Source organism: Celeribacter marinus, assembly GCF_965656515.1.
Classification (GTDB): Bacteria; Pseudomonadota; Alphaproteobacteria; order Rhodobacterales; family Rhodobacteraceae; genus Celeribacter; species Celeribacter marinus_D.
Map to the genome: position 1 here is coordinate 1 of NZ_CBFHKW010000051.1, position 18,002 is coordinate 18,002.

General features: G+C 55.5%; 18 protein-coding genes. 16 read left to right on the forward strand and 2 right to left on the reverse strand.

Going from position 1 to position 18,002, the window contains the following annotated elements:
* Both ACTG34_RS10860 and ACTG34_RS10865 read left to right on the forward strand, forming a co-directional pair.
* The coding region (locus ACTG34_RS10860) for an FAD-binding oxidoreductase (protein ID WP_439104940.1) at window positions 1–946 on the forward strand (946 nt) is incomplete at its 5' end.
* A complete protein-coding gene (locus ACTG34_RS10865; protein WP_439104941.1) occupies window positions 943–1,680 on the forward strand; it encodes an SDR family NAD(P)-dependent oxidoreductase in 738 nt (245 codons plus the stop codon). The genes ACTG34_RS10860 and ACTG34_RS10865, both read left to right, overlap by 4 nt.
* A gap of 64 nt (window positions 1,681–1,744) precedes the next feature.
* On the opposite strand, the gene ACTG34_RS10870 is transcribed toward ACTG34_RS10865, so the two are convergent.
* Window positions 1,745–2,656 carry a lytic transglycosylase domain-containing protein gene (locus tag ACTG34_RS10870; RefSeq protein WP_439104942.1) on the reverse strand — a complete coding sequence of 304 codons (912 nt, stop codon included), beginning with the start codon at window positions 2,654–2,656 and terminating at the stop codon, window positions 1,745–1,747.
* Window positions 2,657–3,036: 380 nt separating this feature from the next.
* Here ACTG34_RS10870 and ACTG34_RS10875 point away from each other — a divergent pair, with 380 nt between their 5' ends.
* The 12 genes from ACTG34_RS10875 to ACTG34_RS10930 all read left to right on the forward strand — a co-directional run bounded on the left by ACTG34_RS10875 (window position 3,037) and on the right by ACTG34_RS10930 (window position 13,966).
* Complete coding sequence (locus ACTG34_RS10875) at window positions 3,037–3,234, forward strand: Flp family type IVb pilin (RefSeq protein WP_062219747.1); 198 nt, start codon at window positions 3,037–3,039, stop codon at window positions 3,232–3,234.
* A 41-nt stretch (window positions 3,235–3,275) separates the two neighbouring features.
* Entirely contained in the window at window positions 3,276–3,473 is a 198-nt protein-coding gene (locus ACTG34_RS10880; RefSeq protein ID WP_062219747.1) for a Flp family type IVb pilin, read from the forward strand.
* A gap of 263 nt (window positions 3,474–3,736) precedes the next feature.
* Entirely contained in the window at window positions 3,737–4,579 is an 843-nt protein-coding gene (cpaB, locus tag ACTG34_RS10885) for a Flp pilus assembly protein CpaB (RefSeq protein WP_439104943.1), read from the forward strand.
* A gap of 243 nt (window positions 4,580–4,822) precedes the next feature.
* Window positions 4,823–6,265, forward strand: a complete 1,443-nt coding sequence (locus tag ACTG34_RS10890) for a type II and III secretion system protein family protein (RefSeq protein ID WP_439104944.1) — start codon at window positions 4,823–4,825, stop codon at window positions 6,263–6,265.
* Window positions 6,266–6,269: 4 nt separating this feature from the next.
* Window positions 6,270–6,926 carry an OmpA family protein gene (locus ACTG34_RS10895; protein WP_439104945.1) on the forward strand — a complete coding sequence of 219 codons (657 nt, stop codon included), beginning with the start codon at window positions 6,270–6,272 and terminating at the stop codon, window positions 6,924–6,926.
* A gap of 202 nt (window positions 6,927–7,128) precedes the next feature.
* Complete coding sequence (locus ACTG34_RS10900; protein ID WP_439104946.1) at window positions 7,129–8,385, forward strand: AAA family ATPase; 1,257 nt, start codon at window positions 7,129–7,131, stop codon at window positions 8,383–8,385.
* A 31-nt stretch (window positions 8,386–8,416) separates the two neighbouring features.
* Complete coding sequence (locus ACTG34_RS10905; protein WP_439104947.1) at window positions 8,417–9,862, forward strand: CpaF family protein; 1,446 nt, start codon at window positions 8,417–8,419, stop codon at window positions 9,860–9,862.
* 18 nt (window positions 9,863–9,880) lie between these two features.
* Entirely contained in the window at window positions 9,881–10,849 is a 969-nt protein-coding gene (locus ACTG34_RS10910; protein ID WP_062219768.1) for a type II secretion system F family protein, read from the forward strand.
* A gap of 49 nt (window positions 10,850–10,898) precedes the next feature.
* Window positions 10,899–11,873 (forward strand): type II secretion system F family protein, encoded by a 975-nt coding sequence (locus tag ACTG34_RS10915; protein ID WP_439104948.1) that lies wholly within the window; start codon window positions 10,899–10,901, stop codon window positions 11,871–11,873.
* 42 nt (window positions 11,874–11,915) lie between these two features.
* The gene (locus ACTG34_RS10920; RefSeq protein WP_439104949.1) at window positions 11,916–12,494 is read left to right on the forward strand and encodes a tetratricopeptide repeat protein; all 579 of its coding nucleotides are present in this window, start codon (window positions 11,916–11,918) and stop codon (window positions 12,492–12,494) included.
* 123 nt (window positions 12,495–12,617) lie between these two features.
* Window positions 12,618–13,472, forward strand: a complete 855-nt coding sequence (locus ACTG34_RS10925; protein WP_439104950.1) for a tetratricopeptide repeat protein — start codon at window positions 12,618–12,620, stop codon at window positions 13,470–13,472.
* Window positions 13,472–13,966: an A24 family peptidase gene (locus tag ACTG34_RS10930; protein ID WP_439104951.1), complete on the forward strand. Its 495-nt coding sequence runs from the start codon at window positions 13,472–13,474 to the stop codon at window positions 13,964–13,966. The genes ACTG34_RS10925 and ACTG34_RS10930 overlap by 1 nt, the downstream gene beginning before the upstream one ends.
* An 8-nt stretch (window positions 13,967–13,974) precedes the next feature.
* Here ACTG34_RS10930 and ACTG34_RS10935 read toward each other — a convergent pair whose 3' ends face one another.
* Window positions 13,975–15,612, reverse strand: coding sequence for a hypothetical protein (locus tag ACTG34_RS10935; protein ID WP_439104952.1), 1,638 nt, complete (start codon window positions 15,610–15,612; stop codon window positions 13,975–13,977).
* Window positions 15,613–15,799: 187 nt separating this feature from the next.
* On the opposite strand from ACTG34_RS10935, the gene ACTG34_RS10940 reads away from it, so the two are divergent.
* On the forward strand, window positions 15,800–17,113 hold the full coding sequence (locus ACTG34_RS10940) for an ATPase (protein ID WP_439104953.1): 1,314 nt from the start codon (window positions 15,800–15,802) through the stop codon (window positions 17,111–17,113).
* Window positions 17,114–17,226: 113 nt separating this feature from the next.
* Window positions 17,227–18,002, forward strand: a 776-nt coding sequence (locus ACTG34_RS10945; protein WP_439104954.1) for an NAD(P)-dependent oxidoreductase, incomplete at its 3' end; no start/stop codon positions are given.

Here is an 18,002-nt window from a genome sequence, read left to right on the forward strand (position 1 = left end):
GGGCACCTTTGGTCAGCACGTCACCGAAATCACACTTATTCAGGGCGACAAGGTGCGCAAACTCACCGCCAAATCCGCACCGGATCTGTGGCAAGCCACCATCGGCGGCCTTGGCCAAACGGGTGTGATCGCCTCGGCAAAGGTGCAACTCATGCCCTGCAAAGGCGACATGATGGTATTGACCGAGCGCCGCATTGACGGGTTCGACGCGTTCCTCGTGGCCTTTGACGATAGCAAAACCGACTACACCGTGGGGTGGATCGACGCCACAGCCAAGGGCAATGCGCTCGGGCGCGGCATCTTGGAAGAGGGCGAGATCACATCAGGCGTACACGCCAAAAAGGACAAGACCCGCGAAGTGCCGTTCAACGCGCCTAGCTGGGCACTCTCTGCGCCCATCGTGCGCCTGTTCAACGAGCTGTATTTCCGCCGCGTTCCCGCAAGTGGACGTACAAGCGTAAAGCCGATTTCCGAACCGTTCTTTCCCCTCGACGCGATCCACAACTGGAACCGCCTATATGGGAAAAAGGGCTTCAACCAATTTCAATGCGTGGTGCCGGTGGATAAAACCGCCTGTCTGCGCATTATGTTGGAACGCATCGCCAACTCCGGCCTCGCCTCGCCACTCGCAGTTCTCAAAAAGATGGGCGCAGGGCGTGGTGGCTACATGTCCTTCCCGATGGAGGGCTATACGCTCGCCGTTGATTTTCCGAACCGCCAAGGGGCCGAGTTCCTGATACAGGAATTGACCGATCTGGCCCGTGACGCGGGGGGGCGGATTTATTTCGCCAAAGACGGCGTGGCCTCGGCGGCGCAAATCGCGGGCATGTACCCCGACCACACCAAATGGGCCAAGGCCGTGAACAAGGCCGACCCCGACCGCCACCTTGAGACTGATATCGTGCGCCGCCTGAGCCTGCGCGATCCACAGGAGACAGCGCAATGAACACCACATGGATCATCCTAGGAGCCACGTCATCGATGGCCCGCGCGTTGAGCCGCAAACTCTCCGCCCAAGGTGCCACACTTTTGCTATGTGGTCGCGATATGGACGACCTCGCGGCGACGGCCGCCGATTGCGTCGCCCGTGGGGCAACTGCCGCCGAAGCGCTCGCCTTTGACGCGCGCAAACCTACCACCTTTGCGCCGATCATCGAACGCGCGACATCGCAAGAGGGCGAAATCAACTGCGCCGTCTTCGTCGGTTCTATGCCAAGCCAAGACGCGATTGACGCCGCCCCCTCCCTGATCGAGGGCGTTATTCAAGACAGTCACACTGGCCCCGCCACGTTCTTGCAACTGCTCGCCCCCGAGATGGAGGCGCGTGGTCAAGGCACCGTTGTGGGCGTGGGGTCCGTGGCCGGCGATCGTGGCCGCATAGGGAATTATGTCTACGGATCTGCCAAAGCGGGCTTCGCCACCTACCTGTCGGGCCTACGCAATCGCCTGACCCGCGCGGGCGGCCATGTTGTGACCGTAAAACCCGGTTTCGTGGACACCGCGATGACATGGGATGTCGAGGGCATGTTCCTCGTCGCCGCCCCCGAAAAGGTTGCGGACGACATTCTTAAAGCGGTCAAAAAGAAGCGCAACGTGATCTACACTCCGTTCTTCTGGCGCTACATCATGCTGATCATCCGCCACATCCCAGAAGCGGTGTTCAAAAAGATGAGCATCTAAGGGCGGGGTTGGATACACTCATACCAAAGAGACAAAAAGGGGCGCCCGCTATGGCGCCCTTTTGCTATTCGCTGCGCACCGCGTTGGTCGCAAAAACGCAGCCGTCTGAATACAGATCGGGCGGCGTCACGCAGAGCCCCCGCGCCACTTGCCACGCCGCAAGCACCTTTGGCACATAGGCGCGGGTTTCGGCGTAGGGCGGCGGGCCTTGGTGCTTGCTCACCGCGTTTTCACCCGCATTATACCCCGACAAGGCAAGCGCAAGATCGCCGTTGAAATGCGTGAGCAACCAATCGAGGTAGGCAATGCCGCCTTTGATGTTCTCGGACGGGTTCATCGAGTCCGTCACACCAAACCGCTCGGCAGTGGCGGGGATCAATTGCATCAACCCTTGTGCCCCTGCCCCGCTTTGCGCATCGGCCTTGCCCGCGCTTTCGACTGCCATAACCGCCAGTGCCAAGGCGGGGCTGACCTGTGTGCCAATCGAATGAACGAGCAAATCGGTGCCGTAGGCATTGGCGATATCGGTCACTTGTTGGAATGTTGGTTTGGACAGACCCGATGCCTGCGGAGAATCAAGTGCCTTAAGCGCGAGGGCGAACCGTTCGGGTGCGGCCCCCGTCACATCATGCGGCACCGCATTCCAAAACCAGTCCTGCAGATCGGCGGGGATTTCAGGATCCGTGCTTACGCGCACCATATTGGGCGCAGTCCCCCCGCTCTCTCCTTTTTGGCGGGCAATATCAGCGGGGCGGATTTGCACAGTGATGCGTTTGGACGCACCGCCCACAGGCACACCAATGCGCTTTGGCGTCACTTTCCCCCACGCGGGTTTGGTCGTGACTGTGGTCCCACCCAGCGTTTTGGGCACGATCGGTCCGGCGATATCTTGGGCAAGGGCAGGCAAACCAAGAACTGTGCCGCCAAACAGGCCCGCAAAAACCGCCGCGCGCAGATGAGTCGAAGAAAATAACAAGAATCTATACCTAACTACGCGGTCACCCCGCGCCCTATCCGATCTATTTGTTGCAAGATCGCAAAAAAATACGTCTCGAGCCAGTCATTAGGCGCATTTCGAGATCAATTGCATTTGATCATTAATCATCTTTTTACCCTCCAAGCAGATTTTCTGAAATTGGTTAAGATTTAATATTGTTATTTATCAATTACTTAATCTACAAAATCTCTAAAATTTTCATGGTTCCAAAAACGTACCAATGCTGCCCAACTCTTGCCCCAGTTCGAGGGCCATATAGCCTCATCGAAACGCAGACAGCGACCAACTGGTACGGGAAACACCAGCGCCGAAGCGCCAAGACGTGGACATGAAATTAACGACCCTAGGAGGGACAGACTATGAAATTTTTCAAACTTGCAAACCGCTTTAACCGTGACGAAGACGGCGCTGTAACTGTTGACTGGGTTGTTTTGACATCCGCAGTTGTTGGCCTCGGCGTTGCAGTTCTCACAACTGTTGCAAACGGTACAAAATCGCTCGGCTCGACAATCTCCGCAGATCTCGCAGCTCGTACAACTACAATCAGCGGCTTCTAATCTAAGCCCCGCTTGACCACTCACACACAAGGAACACTGATATGAAATTTTTCAAACTCGCAAACCGTTTTAACCGTGACGAAGATGGCGCTGTAACTGTTGACTGGGTTGTTTTGACATCCGCAGTTGTTGGCCTCGGCGTTGCAGTTCTCACAACTGTTGCAAACGGTACAAAGTCACTCGGCTCCACAATCTCCGCTGACCTTGCTGCACGTACAACGACAATCAGCGGCTTCTAAGCGAACTGAGGTCTCGGGCCCAACGGGTCCGAGCAAAACACTCCAAATCCGCGCCCTGCATTTGGGCGCGGATTTTACGCATGACGCACCACGCATCGCCCCAGACAGCGCAATCCAAGATCGCGGACCACGCTTCGTCGGATGTTAAGCAAAAATCCATATCACCGCCGCGCGTCCACCACCTGAATGCCACATTTGCACGCGATGCTGTGTCCAAGTCGTTCAGGGTTTTGACTCAAAACCCGTAGAAAGAGGAAAACCACATGCGCCTTATCTTTGGACTTGTACTGGTCATCGGCATGGCCCTCGCAGGGTTTGCTGTTCACATGACCCGCGGTTATATGTCAACCTACCAAGCCGAACTTGCCGCCGAAAAGGCAAACCGCACCCAGATCATAAAAACCGAGGACATTTTCGTCCTGTCAAAGAGCATTTCATATGGTGACGCTGTGACGCCAGATTTGGTGAAGCTCGTGCGTTGGCCACTCGACAGCATGCCCGAGGGCGTCTTTCGCACCCCCGAGGAATTGTTCCCCGACGGTCTTGATGTCCCGCGTATCGCGCTGCGTGCCGCCGAGGCAATGGAGCCAGTGCTCGCCATCAAAGTCACCGCACCCGGTGAAGACGCAGGCGTGGCCTCGCGCCTTGGACAAGGGATGCGCGCCTTTGCGATCTCCGTGGATGTCTCGACGGGTGTGTCCGGCTTTTTACGTCCCGGCGACCGCGTCGATGTCTATTGGAGTGGCCGCCTGCCCGGCTCACAAACCGATGTCACCAAACTCATTCAGTCGTCGATCCCGCTTGTCGCCGTGGACCAGACGTCCGATGGCGAACGCAAATCACCGACGATTGCGCGCACCGTCACCGTCGAAGTGACACAGGCACAAGTTGCAGCCTTGGCACAAGCACAGTCATCGGGACGCCTTTCACTGGCTCTTGTCGGGCGCGACGATCAAACAACGGTCGGTGCCGTTCAAGTCGATCAAAACTCTCTGCTTGGCATCGAAGAACAAGTGCTGGTTGAGGCCGAACGCGCCCGCGTTTGCACTGTGCGCACCCGTAAAGGGGCCGAAATCATCGAAATGCCGATCCCCTGCGCACAATAATCAGCACGGCGACCAAAACTTTTGCGCGCACCCCAATCCTAAAGGGTGTGCGCGTTTTCAATGCCTTATGGTGCATTTGAGCGGTGAGCCGCTGGCTTTTTTTGCGCTCGATCTATGCCAAACCCACATCACAAAAGTCCGCCAAGAGATTGATTCTTGCAAAAAATTGCCGTTTGGCGCATGTTAACGGTAATCGGGGCGCTAGACCCCATTTTTGAGGCGTGATCAAAGAGGCAGGATCACATGAAAATGATGAATATATTTAAAGCCGCCCTTATCGGGTGCGCCGTAATTGGGACTACCCCGACAGGGGCATTCGCCGATAAACTTCGTGTCATGACTGGCGCGCCATCGGGGACGCTCAATGTCCCGATGAACCGCGCAGTTGTGGTCGAAAGCGACGAACCCTTTGCAGAAATTTCAGTCGCCAACGCGGAGATCGCGGACATCTCGACATTGTCGGATCGCTCGATCTATGTTTTGGGACGTGCGCCCGGTCGCACAACAATGACCCTTTTGGCCCCTGACGGTTCGTTGATCACCAACGTCCAAATTCAGGTCACGCCAGACATTACGGAATTCAAAGAGCGTCTAAAACAGATCATGCCCGGCGAGGGTATCGAGGTGCGCACAGCGAACGATGGTATCGTTCTGTCGGGCATAATCTCATCGGTCACACGCATGGAACGCGCGGTTGAATTGGCCGAACGCTATGCACCGGGCCGCGTGTCCAACTTGCTGAACATCGGCGGCACACAACAGGTGATGCTCAAAGTCCGTTTTGCCGAAATGGCGCGGTCGGTGTCCAAAAACCTGTCATCTTCTGTTGGCTTCCTCAATGATATCAACGTCATCGACCCCGCAACCGGCGCTATTGATGCGGCGACAAATTGGTCAGGGGGGTCATCTGGGACACTCATCGGCTCAGGCAACGGCGTCACGGGCGCACTTACGGCCAAAGACGATGCACTGGGCGCAATCAAGTTTGGCGGATCTTTGGGTGGCGTCGAGTTGGCGGTCGTCCTCGAGGCGATGGAGCAAAAAGGCGTTGTTCGCACCTTGGCAGAGCCGAACCTCACCGCGCTTTCGGGCCAACAGGCGAAATTCCTCGCGGGTGGCGAGTACCCTATTCCTGTACAAACGCCCAACGGCATCGTGATTGAATACAAACCCTTTGGTGTCGAACTCGAATTCATCCCGCGTGTTGTGAACGGCGATCAGATCAATCTCGAACTCAAAGCGGCAGTCTCGGGGATCGATAGCACGGTCAGCTACGCTATTGACGGCTTCTCGCTCAATTCGTTTAAGCGCCGCGAAGCGTCGACCACGGTAGAAATGCGCGATGGTCAAAGCTTTGCAATCGCAGGCCTGTTGCAAGATGATTTCCAAGATCTCAACGGTCAGGTGCCGTGGTTGGGTGACATTCCAGTCTTGGGAGCATTGTTCCGCTCTATGGATTATCAGCGCGCTCAATCCGAACTGGTAATCATTGTGACACCGCACATGGTATCACCCACCTCAGGTGCCGCATTGATCCTTCCAACGGACCGCGTTCGCGTCCCGACCGAAGCTGAAATGTTTCTCTTTGGTAAAACCTTTGGGGGCACCACCAAACCTCAATCAGGCGGTGCGGGAGAAGTGGCGAAACAGGACTTCCAAGGGTCCTATGGCTACGTGATGGAGTAATCAGATGCGTGTCACGACAACAACAGTTCTTACGGCCTGCGCCCTACTTGCGCTCACAGCCTGCTCGGATTCCAAAGCATTTTCAGGCTTTTATCAAGAGGCCGGTGGCTACCTAGATGCCGGTGATTTCGGCAACGCCACGATGAACAATACCTTGGTTCATAATGGGGAACTCAAATACGCCGTGAACCTCAACGAACGGTTTGCCTCCTCCGTGCCCACAACGGTTAACTTTGCATTCAACTCTGCCGTTTTGGACGCAGCATCACGCGCCGTTATCGCGCGTCAGGCGCATTTCATCTCGCAATTCCCCGAGGTGCGGTTCCGTGTCTACGGGCACACCGATCTTGTCGGCTCGGACGCGGCGAACAAACGCCTTGGCCTGCGCCGCGCACAGGCGGTCGTGAACGAATTGGCCCGCGCGGGGATCTCCAAATCACGTCTTGAGGCCATGGTCTCATATGGCGAAAGCCAACCTATTGTTGCGATCGACCAACCCGAACGCCGCAACCGCCGCACCGTGACCGAAGTGTCAGGGTTCGTCGAGAGCGATCCGATTGTGATCGACAGCCGCTACGCCGACATCGTGCACCGCGAATACATCGAAAGCGCAACGGCGCCGTCCGAACTGATCCAATTCGGTGAGGAAGAAACCAAGTAAATTTTATCAATGTTGTGAAATAGCGAATTATTACGCGATTTTGGCCCCATTGTTGCCCACATTCACCGTCACCTTCTTCTTATTGGGAGCAGTATGTCCGACCACCGAGTCGGACTGCGCGTCAAAAGAACAGGTGGCGGTTTTCGTTTAAAACATTGCCTTTGCTCTTTCGGCGCTCCGACATGAGAGAAGGACGCAGGCAATGACGAGTGAAACTGCATTGCAGACCAACGCACCTCTGGTGGCATGTACCATCAGCCGTGACGTGCAAAACTTCGATCTTTTGATCGAAGATATGGAGGACGCACTGGGCGAAGCCTGGGGTGATCTGTCATTCGATGATGCACGCCAATTTTTCCGTCAGCCTGATAGCGGCAGCCTGAAATTCGTGGCCGTAGCCATTGATCAAGAGGACGAAGGCGCATTGGCGATGATTGCCGATTTGATCAAATCCGCCAAGATACAAGGCGTTAAGGTGATTTTGATCGCGGACGAAGTGTCGCCCATGGCGCTGCATCAGCTGTTACAATTGGGCGCCGAAGATTTCATTCCCTACCCGCTTCCTGAGAACGCACTGAACGAGGCGATCGCACGTCTTGACCGGCCTGAAAAAGCGCCGGCTGTGGATTTTGTCGAAACCTCCGCAGGCACGCTCTATGGCAAATCACGGAGTAACCGTAATGGTGTAGTCTTGCCCGTGCAGGCTGTGTGCGGTGGCGCAGGGGCGACAACATTCGCCGTGAACCTCGCCTGGGAACTCGCCAATATCGAAAAGAAAGCACCGCAGCCACGCGTCCTTTTGATCGATCTCAACCTGCAATACGGCTCGGTATCGACCTATCTCGACCTGCCGCGTCGCGAGGCCGTGTACGAGCTTTTGACCTCAACCGAGTTGATGGACGATGACAGTTTTCGTCAGGCCTTGGTCGAGTTCAATGACACTTTGGCCGTGATGACCGCGCCGCCTGACCTGCTCCCGCTCGATTTCATTAGCAGTGAGGACATCGAACGCTTGATCGACATGGCCAAATCGCAATTCGACTACGTGGTTGTGGATATGCCAACCACTTTGGTCAACTGGACCGAAGCCGTTTTGACCGCCTCCGAGTTCTATTTCGTCCCGTTCGAATTGGATCTGCGTTCGGCGCAAAACATCATGCGTCTGCGCACCGCCCTTCAGGCCGAAGATTTGCCATGGGAGAAACTGCGCTTCTTGTTGAACCGTGCACCCAAAGCCATGGACCTTAACGCGAAATCACGGATCAAACGCCTATCCGAGAACCTCGAAATTGCAATTGACGTGCAGCTACCGGACGGCGGCAAGATTGTCCGAGAAGCCTGCGATCAAGGTCTCCCACTTGCCCTTGAGGCCGCGAAATCCCCGCTGCGCAAAGAGATTATGAAACTCGCCGCATCGATACACGCCCACCAAGTAGAACATTTGGAAGCCGCCGAATAAGGCCGCCCAACTCCCTTGAGGAATACCGAGTATGTTTTCGAGATATAAAAAAGATGACGCCGCAAAGGCGCAACCCGTGCCAGAAGCCGCCGCCCCAAAGGCGACCGCGGCCCCAACAGGCGCGGCCACGCACAAAACTGCGGTGACCAGACGTGTGATCGCAAAAGCGGCGCAGGTCGCCCCAGCGGACAAGGAAATCAAACGCAAGGAACGCATTTCAGACATCAAGGTCGAGATGCATAAACGCCTGCTCGAAGATCTCAATCTCTCCGCCCTCGAACAAGCGCCCGAGAAAGAGCTGCGCGCAGAGATTTCGGCCATCACCGCCGAGGCGCTCACCGATTTGGGCATGGTTCTCAACCGTGACGAGCGCGCAACATTGAACCAGAACCTCTATGACGAGGTGCGCGGTCTTGGCCCGCTTGAAACACTTTTGAATGACGACACCGTCAACGATATTCTCGTAAACGGCCCGCAACAAATCTTTGTGGAGCGTGACGGCAAACTGCAACTCACCGACATCACATTCAAAAACGAAAAGCATCTGTTGCGGATTATCGACAAAATCGTCTCCGCCGTGGGTCGCCGCGTCGATGAGAGCAACCCCTATGTGGATGCTCGTCTTGCCGATGGATCGCGCTTTAACGCCATGGTGCCGCCCGTGGCCGTCGATGGCTCACTCGTCTCCATTCGTAAATTCAAAAAAGAGAAACTGGCGATTGACGATCTCGTGCGTTTTGGTGCCTTCACCGAAGAAATGGCCGTATACCTTCAGGCTGCCGTATCCACGCGCCTCAACGTGATTGTATCAGGCGGTACGGGGTCGGGTAAAACCACCACGCTCAACGCCCTCTCGTCCTTTATCGACGACGATGAACGCATCCTCACCATTGAGGACACCGCCGAATTGCAACTCCAACAAACCCACGTGGGCCGCATGGAAAGTCGCCCTGCCAACGTCGAGGGCAAAGGCGCAGTGTCTCAACGCGATTGTCTCAAAAACGCCCTGCGTATGCGTCCCGACCGGATCATCGTCGGTGAAACCCGTGGCGAGGAAGTGATCGACATGCTTCAAGCCATGAACACCGGCCACGACGGATCAATGACCACAATCCACGCCAACTCCGCGCGTGATGGTGTGTCGCGTCTGGAAAACATGATCGCCATGGCCGGGATCGAAATGCCGCTCAAGGCCGTGCGCTCGCAAATCTCGTCGGCTGTGAACCTCATCGTTCAGGCCTCGCGCCTGCAAGATGGCTCGCGCCGCATGACGTCAATCACCGAAATCACCGGCATGGAAGGTGACGTCATCTCCATGCAAGAGGTGTTTCGCTATCAGCGCACCGGCCTGACGCCCGACAATAAAATCATCGGTCATTTCACGGCGACTGGTGTGCGGTCACACTTCTCCGAGCGGTTCCGCATGTGGGGCTACGATTTGCCCGCATCGCTATACGAACCCACGAAACCCTCTTAAGGCAGGTCAGGAAACGCCATGGTCCTTACTATTGAACCCATCATCTACGGGATTGTCTTCATCGCCGTGCTCTTACTTGTTGAGGGCATCTATCTAACCGTTTTCGGCAAAAGTATTTCGCTGAATTCAAAGGTGAACCGGCGCTATGAGATGCTTGAGAAAAACGGTGATCGCGAGCAGGTGCTCAACCAGCTCCGCAAGGAGATGGGCCAACACCTGCGCTCGCGCCAGATCCCGCTCTACTCCATCCTCGCCGAGAAAGCGCAAAAGGCCAATATCGCCTTTACGCCTGTCCAGCTCTTGATGGTTATGGGTTTTTTGGGTGCGTTCGCCTTTGTCGGCTTGACCATCGGAACCGCGACCTCTGTGCCAATACGTGCCATAGTGTCCGTCGTGATCGGGGTTGGTGCGGTGTTCGTCTGGATCAACGGCAAAGCCAAAAAGCGCCTGTCGATGATCGAGGAGCAACTGCCCGATGCGGTTGAGCTTATGGTACGTTCCTTGCGTGTCGGACACCCCTTTGCCAACGCACTAAACATTGTCGCCAAAGAAGTCCCCGATCCCTTGGGCACTGAAATGGGCGTGATCGCGGATGAAAGTGCGTACGGGCGCGATGTCGGCGAAGCTCTCAAAGATATGGCTGAACGCCTTGATATGCAGGATTTGCGCTTTCTCGCCGTGGCCGTGTCAATCCAACAACAATCAGGCGGCAACCTTGCCGAAGTACTGGATGGATTGGCCAAGGTGATCCGCTCACGCTTCAAACTGTTTCGCCGCGTAAAGGCAATTACGGCTGAGGCCGCATGGTCGGGTAAGTTCCTGTCGGGCTTTCCTGTCGGCGCCCTCATCCTCATTGCCGTCGGCAAACCTGACTATTTCGACACCGTGAAAGACACAGGTGCCTTCATCCCTGCCGCCCTCATCGTCGCGGGTTTTCTCGTCGCCAACGTCTTTGTGATGAAGGCTCTTGTGAACATCAAAGTCTGATCGACCCTTTGCCCGACAAGGCCAAAACGGCCCTACAAGGATACTCCCTATGACGGATCTTTTTACAAAACTACTCGGTGAAGAGCTTGGCCCCTTTGGTCCGCTGATCTTAATCGGTGTGCTTGGCGCCGTCATGATCCTCGCGGCGTTGCTGATGCTGATGAACAAGCGGCGAGATCCGTTTGACCGCCTGACAGATTCAAGCCACGGCAAGGATCGCCATGTCAAAGGGGCGAAGTTGCGCGACGAAAAAAAGGTCGACAAACTCCAAAAATATGCGGCCTTTCTCGAGCCTCAAAATGAAGAAGAGTATTCCGCAGCACAGCTCACCCTCATTCAGGCGGGGTATCGCGGCAAGAACGCCGTGCGCATGTTCCACTTTTCACAATTCGCATTGGGCCTGAGCCTGTTGGCGTTTGGTCTGATCCTCGCCATGATTAAAAGCCAGACACAAGAACTTAGCACCCAAGCGATGATCATGCATATCATCCTTCCGGGTGGTATTGGATACTACTTTCCCAAATATTGGGTGACGCGCCGCGTCGAAACCCGCAAGGAAGAAATCACCAACGGCTTTCCTGATGCGCTTGATCTCATGCTGGTCTGTGTTGAGGCGGGTCAATCACTGGATCAGTCGATTATCCGCGTTGCTCGCGAAATCCGCTCCGGCTTCCCTGCCCTTGCCGACGAATTCGATATTGTCAGTTTCGAGATCAAGGCGGGCAAGGATAAGGTGAACGTTCTGCGTGATATGGCCGAACGCGCTGGCGTGGCTGATGTTGCGTCCTTTGTGACGGTGCTTATTCAATCACAGGCCTTTGGGACGTCCATTGCCGATGCATTGCGGATATACGCCGCCGAAATGCGTGATAAACGCGTGATGCGCGCCGAAGAGGCCGCAAACAAGTTGCCTACCAAGATGACCCTTGCCACAATGATGCTCACCGTGCCGCCGCTGTTGATCATCCTGATTGGTCCATCGGTCTATGATATCTATACGCTGCTCAACACCACAAAGTTCTAGCGAACCCAAAGGTGGCGCGGCAAACCGAGCAAGGATGCCTCAATGTCGCGCCGCCTATCGCGCCTGCCCTACGTTGCCGCTGTTTTCGCGGCAAGCCTCGCCTTAGCCGCGTGCAACACTGGCGGCCTCAGCCAGCTCAAGGGAAGCCCCTATGCGCCCAGTGGCCTCAACACATCCCAAACGTCCATAGACGGGCTATTGGTCGGGCACCGTCTCATGGAGGCGGGTGAATATGAGTTGGCACTCAAATCCTACTACCGCGCGGCGGGCGAACAGGGCGTCACAGTTGATACCCTTTCGGCAATCGGGTCTGCGAACCTCAAATTGGGCCGTTTGGGACAAGCCGAAAGTGTTTTGCGCCGCGCCACGGATATGGACGAAACCTTTGTTCCTGCATGGAATAACTTAGGCGTTGTGTTGATTGAGCGCGGCAATTACGGCGAGGCCGAACGGGTGTTTCGCATCGCATTCGCCTTGGATAGTGGCCAATCTGCCGACATACGCGACAATTTGCGCTTGGCACTCGCCAAAATCGAAAACCCCGCATATATTGATGAAAACGAAAGTGATTTCGCTTTGGTGCGTCGTGGCACGGGGGATTATCTCCTACTGGCACGCTAGGTGGACCGTGGGGTCAAACCCCGATCTATGACAAAAGGATCCGAAAACGGGCCACGTCATAGCTATAAAACGGCCCCTTGAGCAGTCGAGCGAAACGAGCAGACATAAAGGGTGGCAGGCACCATGCGCAAAATTGTAATGATTTCGCTAGCTCTCACGGGCGCGATGGCTCTTTCGGGATGCGAAGGTGCCATGTCCGAAGTGAAGCGGGCAAAAACAGGCGTCAATGTGATTGACGAAAGCAACCTCAACGAATTGATGCTCGGCGCGGCCGACCCTAACGAGGCTGTGTCCTATTTCTCGCGCTCTGTGGCCCAAGACCCCTCGCGCTCAGACCTCAAACGCGGGCTTGCCAAATCGCTCATCCGGTCAGGCAACGCAGACGCCGCCGTCAAAGCGTGGGAAGCCGTGATGAAACACGACGACGCGACCAGCGACGACCGCGTGGATTACGCCGATGCCCTGATCCGCATTGGCGATTGGAAAGGCGCGGAGAGACAACTCAACGCCGTGCCACCAACCCACGAGACCTATAAGCGCTACCGTCTTGAGGCGATGATTGCCGACAGCAACCAAGAGTGGAAAAAAGCCGACAGTTTTTACGAAACCGCAGCCGGCCTAACCACCAAGCCCTCGTCCGTGCTCAACAACTGGGGCTACTCCAAATTGACACGCGGTGAATTTAGAGATGCCGAAGTCCTGTTTGGCCGCGCCATTACCTATGACCCCTCTCTCTTTACCGCCAAAAACAACATGGTTCTGGCGCGTGGGGCACAAGGTAAATACGATCTTCCTGTTGTCGAAATGACCCAGATCGAGCGCGCACAATTGCTCTACACCCTAGGCCTATCGGCCGTGAAATCGGGCGATGCCGTGATGGGTAAGGGACTGATCAAAGAGGCGATTGAAACGCATCCACAACACTTCGAGGCCGCCGTGCGTAGCTTGCGCGCCCTTGAGGACAATGTGACGAACTGATGCTGACACTTTCAACAGGTGCGGCCCTTTGGTTTCTCGTGGCCACTGCGCCGGTGGCGTTTGTAAGCGCATTTAACGATCTCAAACGCATGAAACTGCCCAACGCATTGGTGTTGGTTTTGGTGGCGATCTACGTCATCAGCGGACCATTTGTGTTGTCGTTCGATCAATATCTATGGGGCTTTGCGCACGGCGTCATCATGTACGGCGTCGGAATGTTTTTGTTCATGTTCGCAGGGGTTGGTGCGGGCGATGGTAAATTTGCCGCTGCGATGTCCATGTTCATTCCATTGGCCGATGCTATGCCCGTACTGATGATCTTTTGCGCGTTCTTACTTGGCGCATTTACGGCCCACCGCATCCTACGCGCGGTCCCCGCCATACGCCGCGCCACACCCGATTGGGTGTCATGGGGCCACAATAAATTTCCGATGGGTCTCGCCTTGGCAGGCACGCTTATCACCTATTTCGCAATCGCAACCGTTAGTGCGTAGGACGGTTTTTAGTCGCCACGCACAATCGGATACACCAAAAACAGATCGTCACGGATCGGGGCCAATACGCGCAGCCCCGCCCCCTCCAATGCACTTAGCGCAGCCTTGCGGTATTGCACCGAATGGGCGCACAGCGGCACCACAATAGCATCCGCATTCTCAAGGCCCGGTGTGCCAGCGTAGTACCACGGCGCCCCACCTTTAAGCGGCGCAAAGCCGCCAATCATCCACACCATCGACGCAACATCCGCCATATAGAACTGTGTCTCGGGCGCGAAATTAAAGGGCGGTTGTTTCAACCGATCCGCAATATAGGTGTCGACGGCGGTATCACCAGAGACAAGCGCACAGCGCGGCAACTCTTCACCCAAAAACGTTGTGACCTCACGCGCTTTGCTCTCGGCCTGATAGTCATCTAATGCAGGAATTTCGTCCGCAAGAATACGGCGTGCAAAGACCACATTGGAGCGCTCGTTAAAGGCAAAGACATCCTTGAATTTGGGCGCATCCGACATCAACACACTGTAATTTTGCGTGTTCTCGGACAGGTGGCGAAACGGGCTTGTCATGATGTTTTGCAAAGACGGCATGATGAGCGCAAAAGACACCAGCGCAAGCGCATTTAGCGCGGACTTACCATCCGCATTGAACAAGACGCGCACGCCACGCACGGGGCGATGTGCGAGTAAATAGATCGCCAAAAGGATGAGCCATTTGGGGTCATTTCCAAAGTTTTGATAGGTCACATAGATGAAGCCGGGGAGCAAAAGCATCAACAGTAATCCGGCACGGTCCTGACCGCTTTGCCGCAGCACCACCACCGACAAAATCGCCACAATTGTCGCAACGAGGAACTGCGGCCCGTTGATGATCTGCGCCAATGGCAAACCAGGGGCGGCGCGGGTTTCAGAGCGCGCCACCGTCAAAAGATCGCCTATATAAGCCTCGAAAATGCCAACCCCGAAAAACAACGCGATCAATGTAGCACATAGCGCGCCGGCAATCACACCAACCACAAGCGATGACACGGCACGCCGCATCACCAACGCCAAAACAATCGGGACAAAGAATGCGACAAAATACGTAGGCTTGGACATCGCCAAACCGGTGAGCGCGAGTGCAATAAACACCCCGTCAAGGCGCGGGTTTACGTGATCGTCATGCGGTTGCACCACCGCGAGCAAAATCGCGACAAAGGCCATCACCCACGCCCAGCGATTGTAGTACATGGACACGGACACCGACAACATGTCCTCGCCGTGCACAAGCGCCAGGACGAGTGCGATACAGACCACACCAAACACCCACGATGTCACACCCGTCAACCGCGAGGTGCCTACACGCCAAACCATGGGCGCAAGGATCAACGCCACCAAAATCTGTCCCGCGATAAAGGCCTGACCAATACCAAACCCCGCCTTGGCCATCACCGCCACGGGCACCAAGGCCATCAATCCAATCGGTGTCTCGAAATCAACATGGGGCACCTGCCCCATCACCATGCGCGCCACCATGTCGACCATATAGGCCGTATCACCCTCAAAGCGGTCGATATACAACCCGCCCTTGGCCAAACCGACCCCACCCAAAAGCGCGATCAACCCCGCCAAAACCAATGCGTAGCGCGTTGATGAAATCTTGCCCATTTTTATCATGCCTTTGATAACTGTTCGCATCTTTAGTTTGAGCACACGCTACGGCCAAATGCGTCAGCAAAAAAGGGACAAAGACCAAAATGCGGCCTTATTGGTGCCGAATTTCCCCAATATCCAAATCGTGACCCATCCAGTTGCGCCACCAGTGCGCGACACGAGCAATGTGAAAGATCGCGCTATGAATATGCAAGTGCAGCCCAACGTCTTGGCTCCGAGCCAACCCAAAACACTGGCGGAAACGGGCCTGAATATGGTCATGATGCGCGATATCTTACTCAAGACCATGTTTCGCACCAACCAAGAGCATGTGACGCAACTGTCGCAATCCATGTGCCTGCCTGCCACCTTAACCCAAGATTTGGTGGACAATGTACGCGAACAAGGCCTCGTTGAGGCAACGGGAACGCTGCACGCGGGATCAAGTTCCGAAATGGGCTTTCGTCTCTCGGACACCGGAAAAGCGCGCGCGCTCGACGCGCTGTCACAATCCGAATACTTTGGCCCGATGCCAATCCCGCTCGCGCGCTACGCCGAACAGGTCAAAAAGCAATCCGTGCGCAATATGATGATCACGCGCGCCGCCCTTACGGGCGCAATGGGCCATCTTATTTTACCGCCCGACCTTTTGGACCAACTCGGACCAGCCGTAGGTGCGGGCCGCTCGATCCTAATGTACGGCCCACCAGGCAACGGAAAATCGTCGATCTCAAACGGTATCCGTGACGCACTCGGTGATCTGATCTATGTGCCCCGCGCGATCGAATACAACGGGATGGTGATCACCGTCTATGACCCGCTGATGCACGTCAAACGCGAGGAAAACGAGGATAGCGCGACCGCCCTTCGTCGCACGGCCAACCGCTTTGATCGTCGCTACGTGCGCTGTGAACGTCCGACCGTGGTGACGGGCGGCGAGTTGTCGCTCGACATGCTTGATCTTGTCTACAACCCGACCGCACGCACGTATCAGGCCCCGCTCCAACTCAAATCCACGGGTGGCATTTTCATCGTCGATGACCTTGGCCGCCAAGAGGATCCACCGCAAAAACTGGTCAACCGTTGGATTGTCCCGCTCGAAGAGAACAAGGATATTCTAGCGCTTCAATCTGGTGAAAAGTTCGAAGTGCCATTTGACACGTTGGTGATTTTCTCCACCAACTTCCACCCAAACGAGATTTTCGACAAAGCCGCGTTGCGCCGCATTTTTTACAAAATCAAAATCGACGGGCCTGATCAGGCGGGCTTTCTCAAAATCTTTGCGATGGTCGCCAAGAAAAAAGGTGTGCCACTCAATGAGGCCGCCCTCGTGTATCTGCTCAAACATAAATACGCGACAATCAACAACGTCTACGCCAACTATCAGCCGGTGTTTTTGATCGATCAAATCATGGCCATTTGCGACTTTGACGGGCTACCGTATCAAATGACACCCGACCTCATTGACCGCGCATGGGCCAATATGTTCGTGAAAGAAAGTCACTTCGACCATTAAACGCGCTTAAATCACCACCGCTACGATGAAGGACCAATTCAAAATAGCGTTAGATTTTCTAACTTTAAAAACGTCCCCATCCACGTCATGCTCCCATAAAGGGAGAACAATCTATGACAAAAATCGGAGTGGCTGGCGTTGGCCGAATGGGGGGCGGAATGCTCACCAATTTGCGCAAAAATGGCATTGACGCGGTGGGGTTCGACATTCGTGATCCATCCGAATTCACCCTCCCCGTTACCAACGACATTGCGCAATTTGCGAACGGGCTGACCACGCTCATCACTGTGGTGCGCGATGGTGATCAAACCGATGCGCTCTTGCTCGAGACACAAAAGATGATCGAGGCGGCAACGGATCTCAAGACACTGATCATCTCGTCCACGCTATCGCCGCGCTACCTCTTGGCGCTACGCGAAAAACTACCTGCAGACCTAAACGTGATCGATGCGCCAATGTCAGGGGCCGAAGTTGGCGCCCGCGAAGGCACACTTGCGTTTATGATCGGCGGCACCGAGGCGCAAGTTTCGGACAATATGACGCTGTTCGAGGGTATGGGAAAAACGATCAAACACATGGGCGAATTTTCCATGGGCGCACAGGCGAAGGTCCTCAACAACATGCTGTGCGCAAGCCACGTTATCGTGGGGCGTTTGGCCCTTGATTGGGCGCGAGAGGCGGGTCTGGACGAGGACAAGCTGCTCGATCTCTTCGAGGGGGCAACCTCGCAAAACTGGTTTACGTCCCGCTACAAAGACATCGAATTTGCCAAACACGGCTACGAGCCAAACAACACGATCGCGATCTTTATCAAGGATCTCGGCTGTATGATCGATGCCGCCCCCGAGGGCGCATCAACGGCCATTCCACAGATCATGATTGACGGCAT

What these genes read in the sequence shown, in the direction of transcription:
- ACTG34_RS10920 (WP_439104949.1), top strand. Translation starts at nt 11,916, where the DNA reads ATGTCGCGCCGCCTATCGCGCCTGCCCTACGTTGCCGCTGTTTTCGCG.
- ACTG34_RS10930 (WP_439104951.1), top strand. Translation starts at nt 13,472, where the DNA reads ATGCTGACACTTTCAACAGGTGCGGCCCTTTGGTTTCTCGTGGCCACT.
- ACTG34_RS10910 (WP_062219768.1), top strand. Translation starts at nt 9,881, where the DNA reads ATGGTCCTTACTATTGAACCCATCATCTACGGGATTGTCTTCATCGCC.
- ACTG34_RS10880 (WP_062219747.1), top strand. Translation starts at nt 3,276, where the DNA reads ATGAAATTTTTCAAACTCGCAAACCGTTTTAACCGTGACGAAGATGGC.
- ACTG34_RS10875 (WP_062219747.1), top strand. Translation starts at nt 3,037, where the DNA reads ATGAAATTTTTCAAACTTGCAAACCGCTTTAACCGTGACGAAGACGGC.
- ACTG34_RS10865 (WP_439104941.1), top strand. Translation starts at nt 943, where the DNA reads ATGAACACCACATGGATCATCCTAGGAGCCACGTCATCGATGGCCCGC.
- cpaB (WP_439104943.1), top strand. Translation starts at nt 3,737, where the DNA reads ATGCGCCTTATCTTTGGACTTGTACTGGTCATCGGCATGGCCCTCGCA.
- ACTG34_RS10905 (WP_439104947.1), top strand. Translation starts at nt 8,417, where the DNA reads ATGTTTTCGAGATATAAAAAAGATGACGCCGCAAAGGCGCAACCCGTG.
- ACTG34_RS10890 (WP_439104944.1), top strand. Translation starts at nt 4,823, where the DNA reads ATGAAAATGATGAATATATTTAAAGCCGCCCTTATCGGGTGCGCCGTA.
- ACTG34_RS10915 (WP_439104948.1), top strand. Translation starts at nt 10,899, where the DNA reads ATGACGGATCTTTTTACAAAACTACTCGGTGAAGAGCTTGGCCCCTTT.
- ACTG34_RS10895 (WP_439104945.1), top strand. Translation starts at nt 6,270, where the DNA reads ATGCGTGTCACGACAACAACAGTTCTTACGGCCTGCGCCCTACTTGCG.
- ACTG34_RS10925 (WP_439104950.1), top strand. Translation starts at nt 12,618, where the DNA reads ATGCGCAAAATTGTAATGATTTCGCTAGCTCTCACGGGCGCGATGGCT.
- ACTG34_RS10935 (WP_439104952.1), bottom strand. Translation starts at nt 15,612, where the DNA reads ATGGGCAAGATTTCATCAACGCGCTACGCATTGGTTTTGGCGGGGTTG.
- ACTG34_RS10940 (WP_439104953.1), top strand. Translation starts at nt 15,800, where the DNA reads ATGAATATGCAAGTGCAGCCCAACGTCTTGGCTCCGAGCCAACCCAAA.
- ACTG34_RS10900 (WP_439104946.1), top strand. Translation starts at nt 7,129, where the DNA reads ATGACGAGTGAAACTGCATTGCAGACCAACGCACCTCTGGTGGCATGT.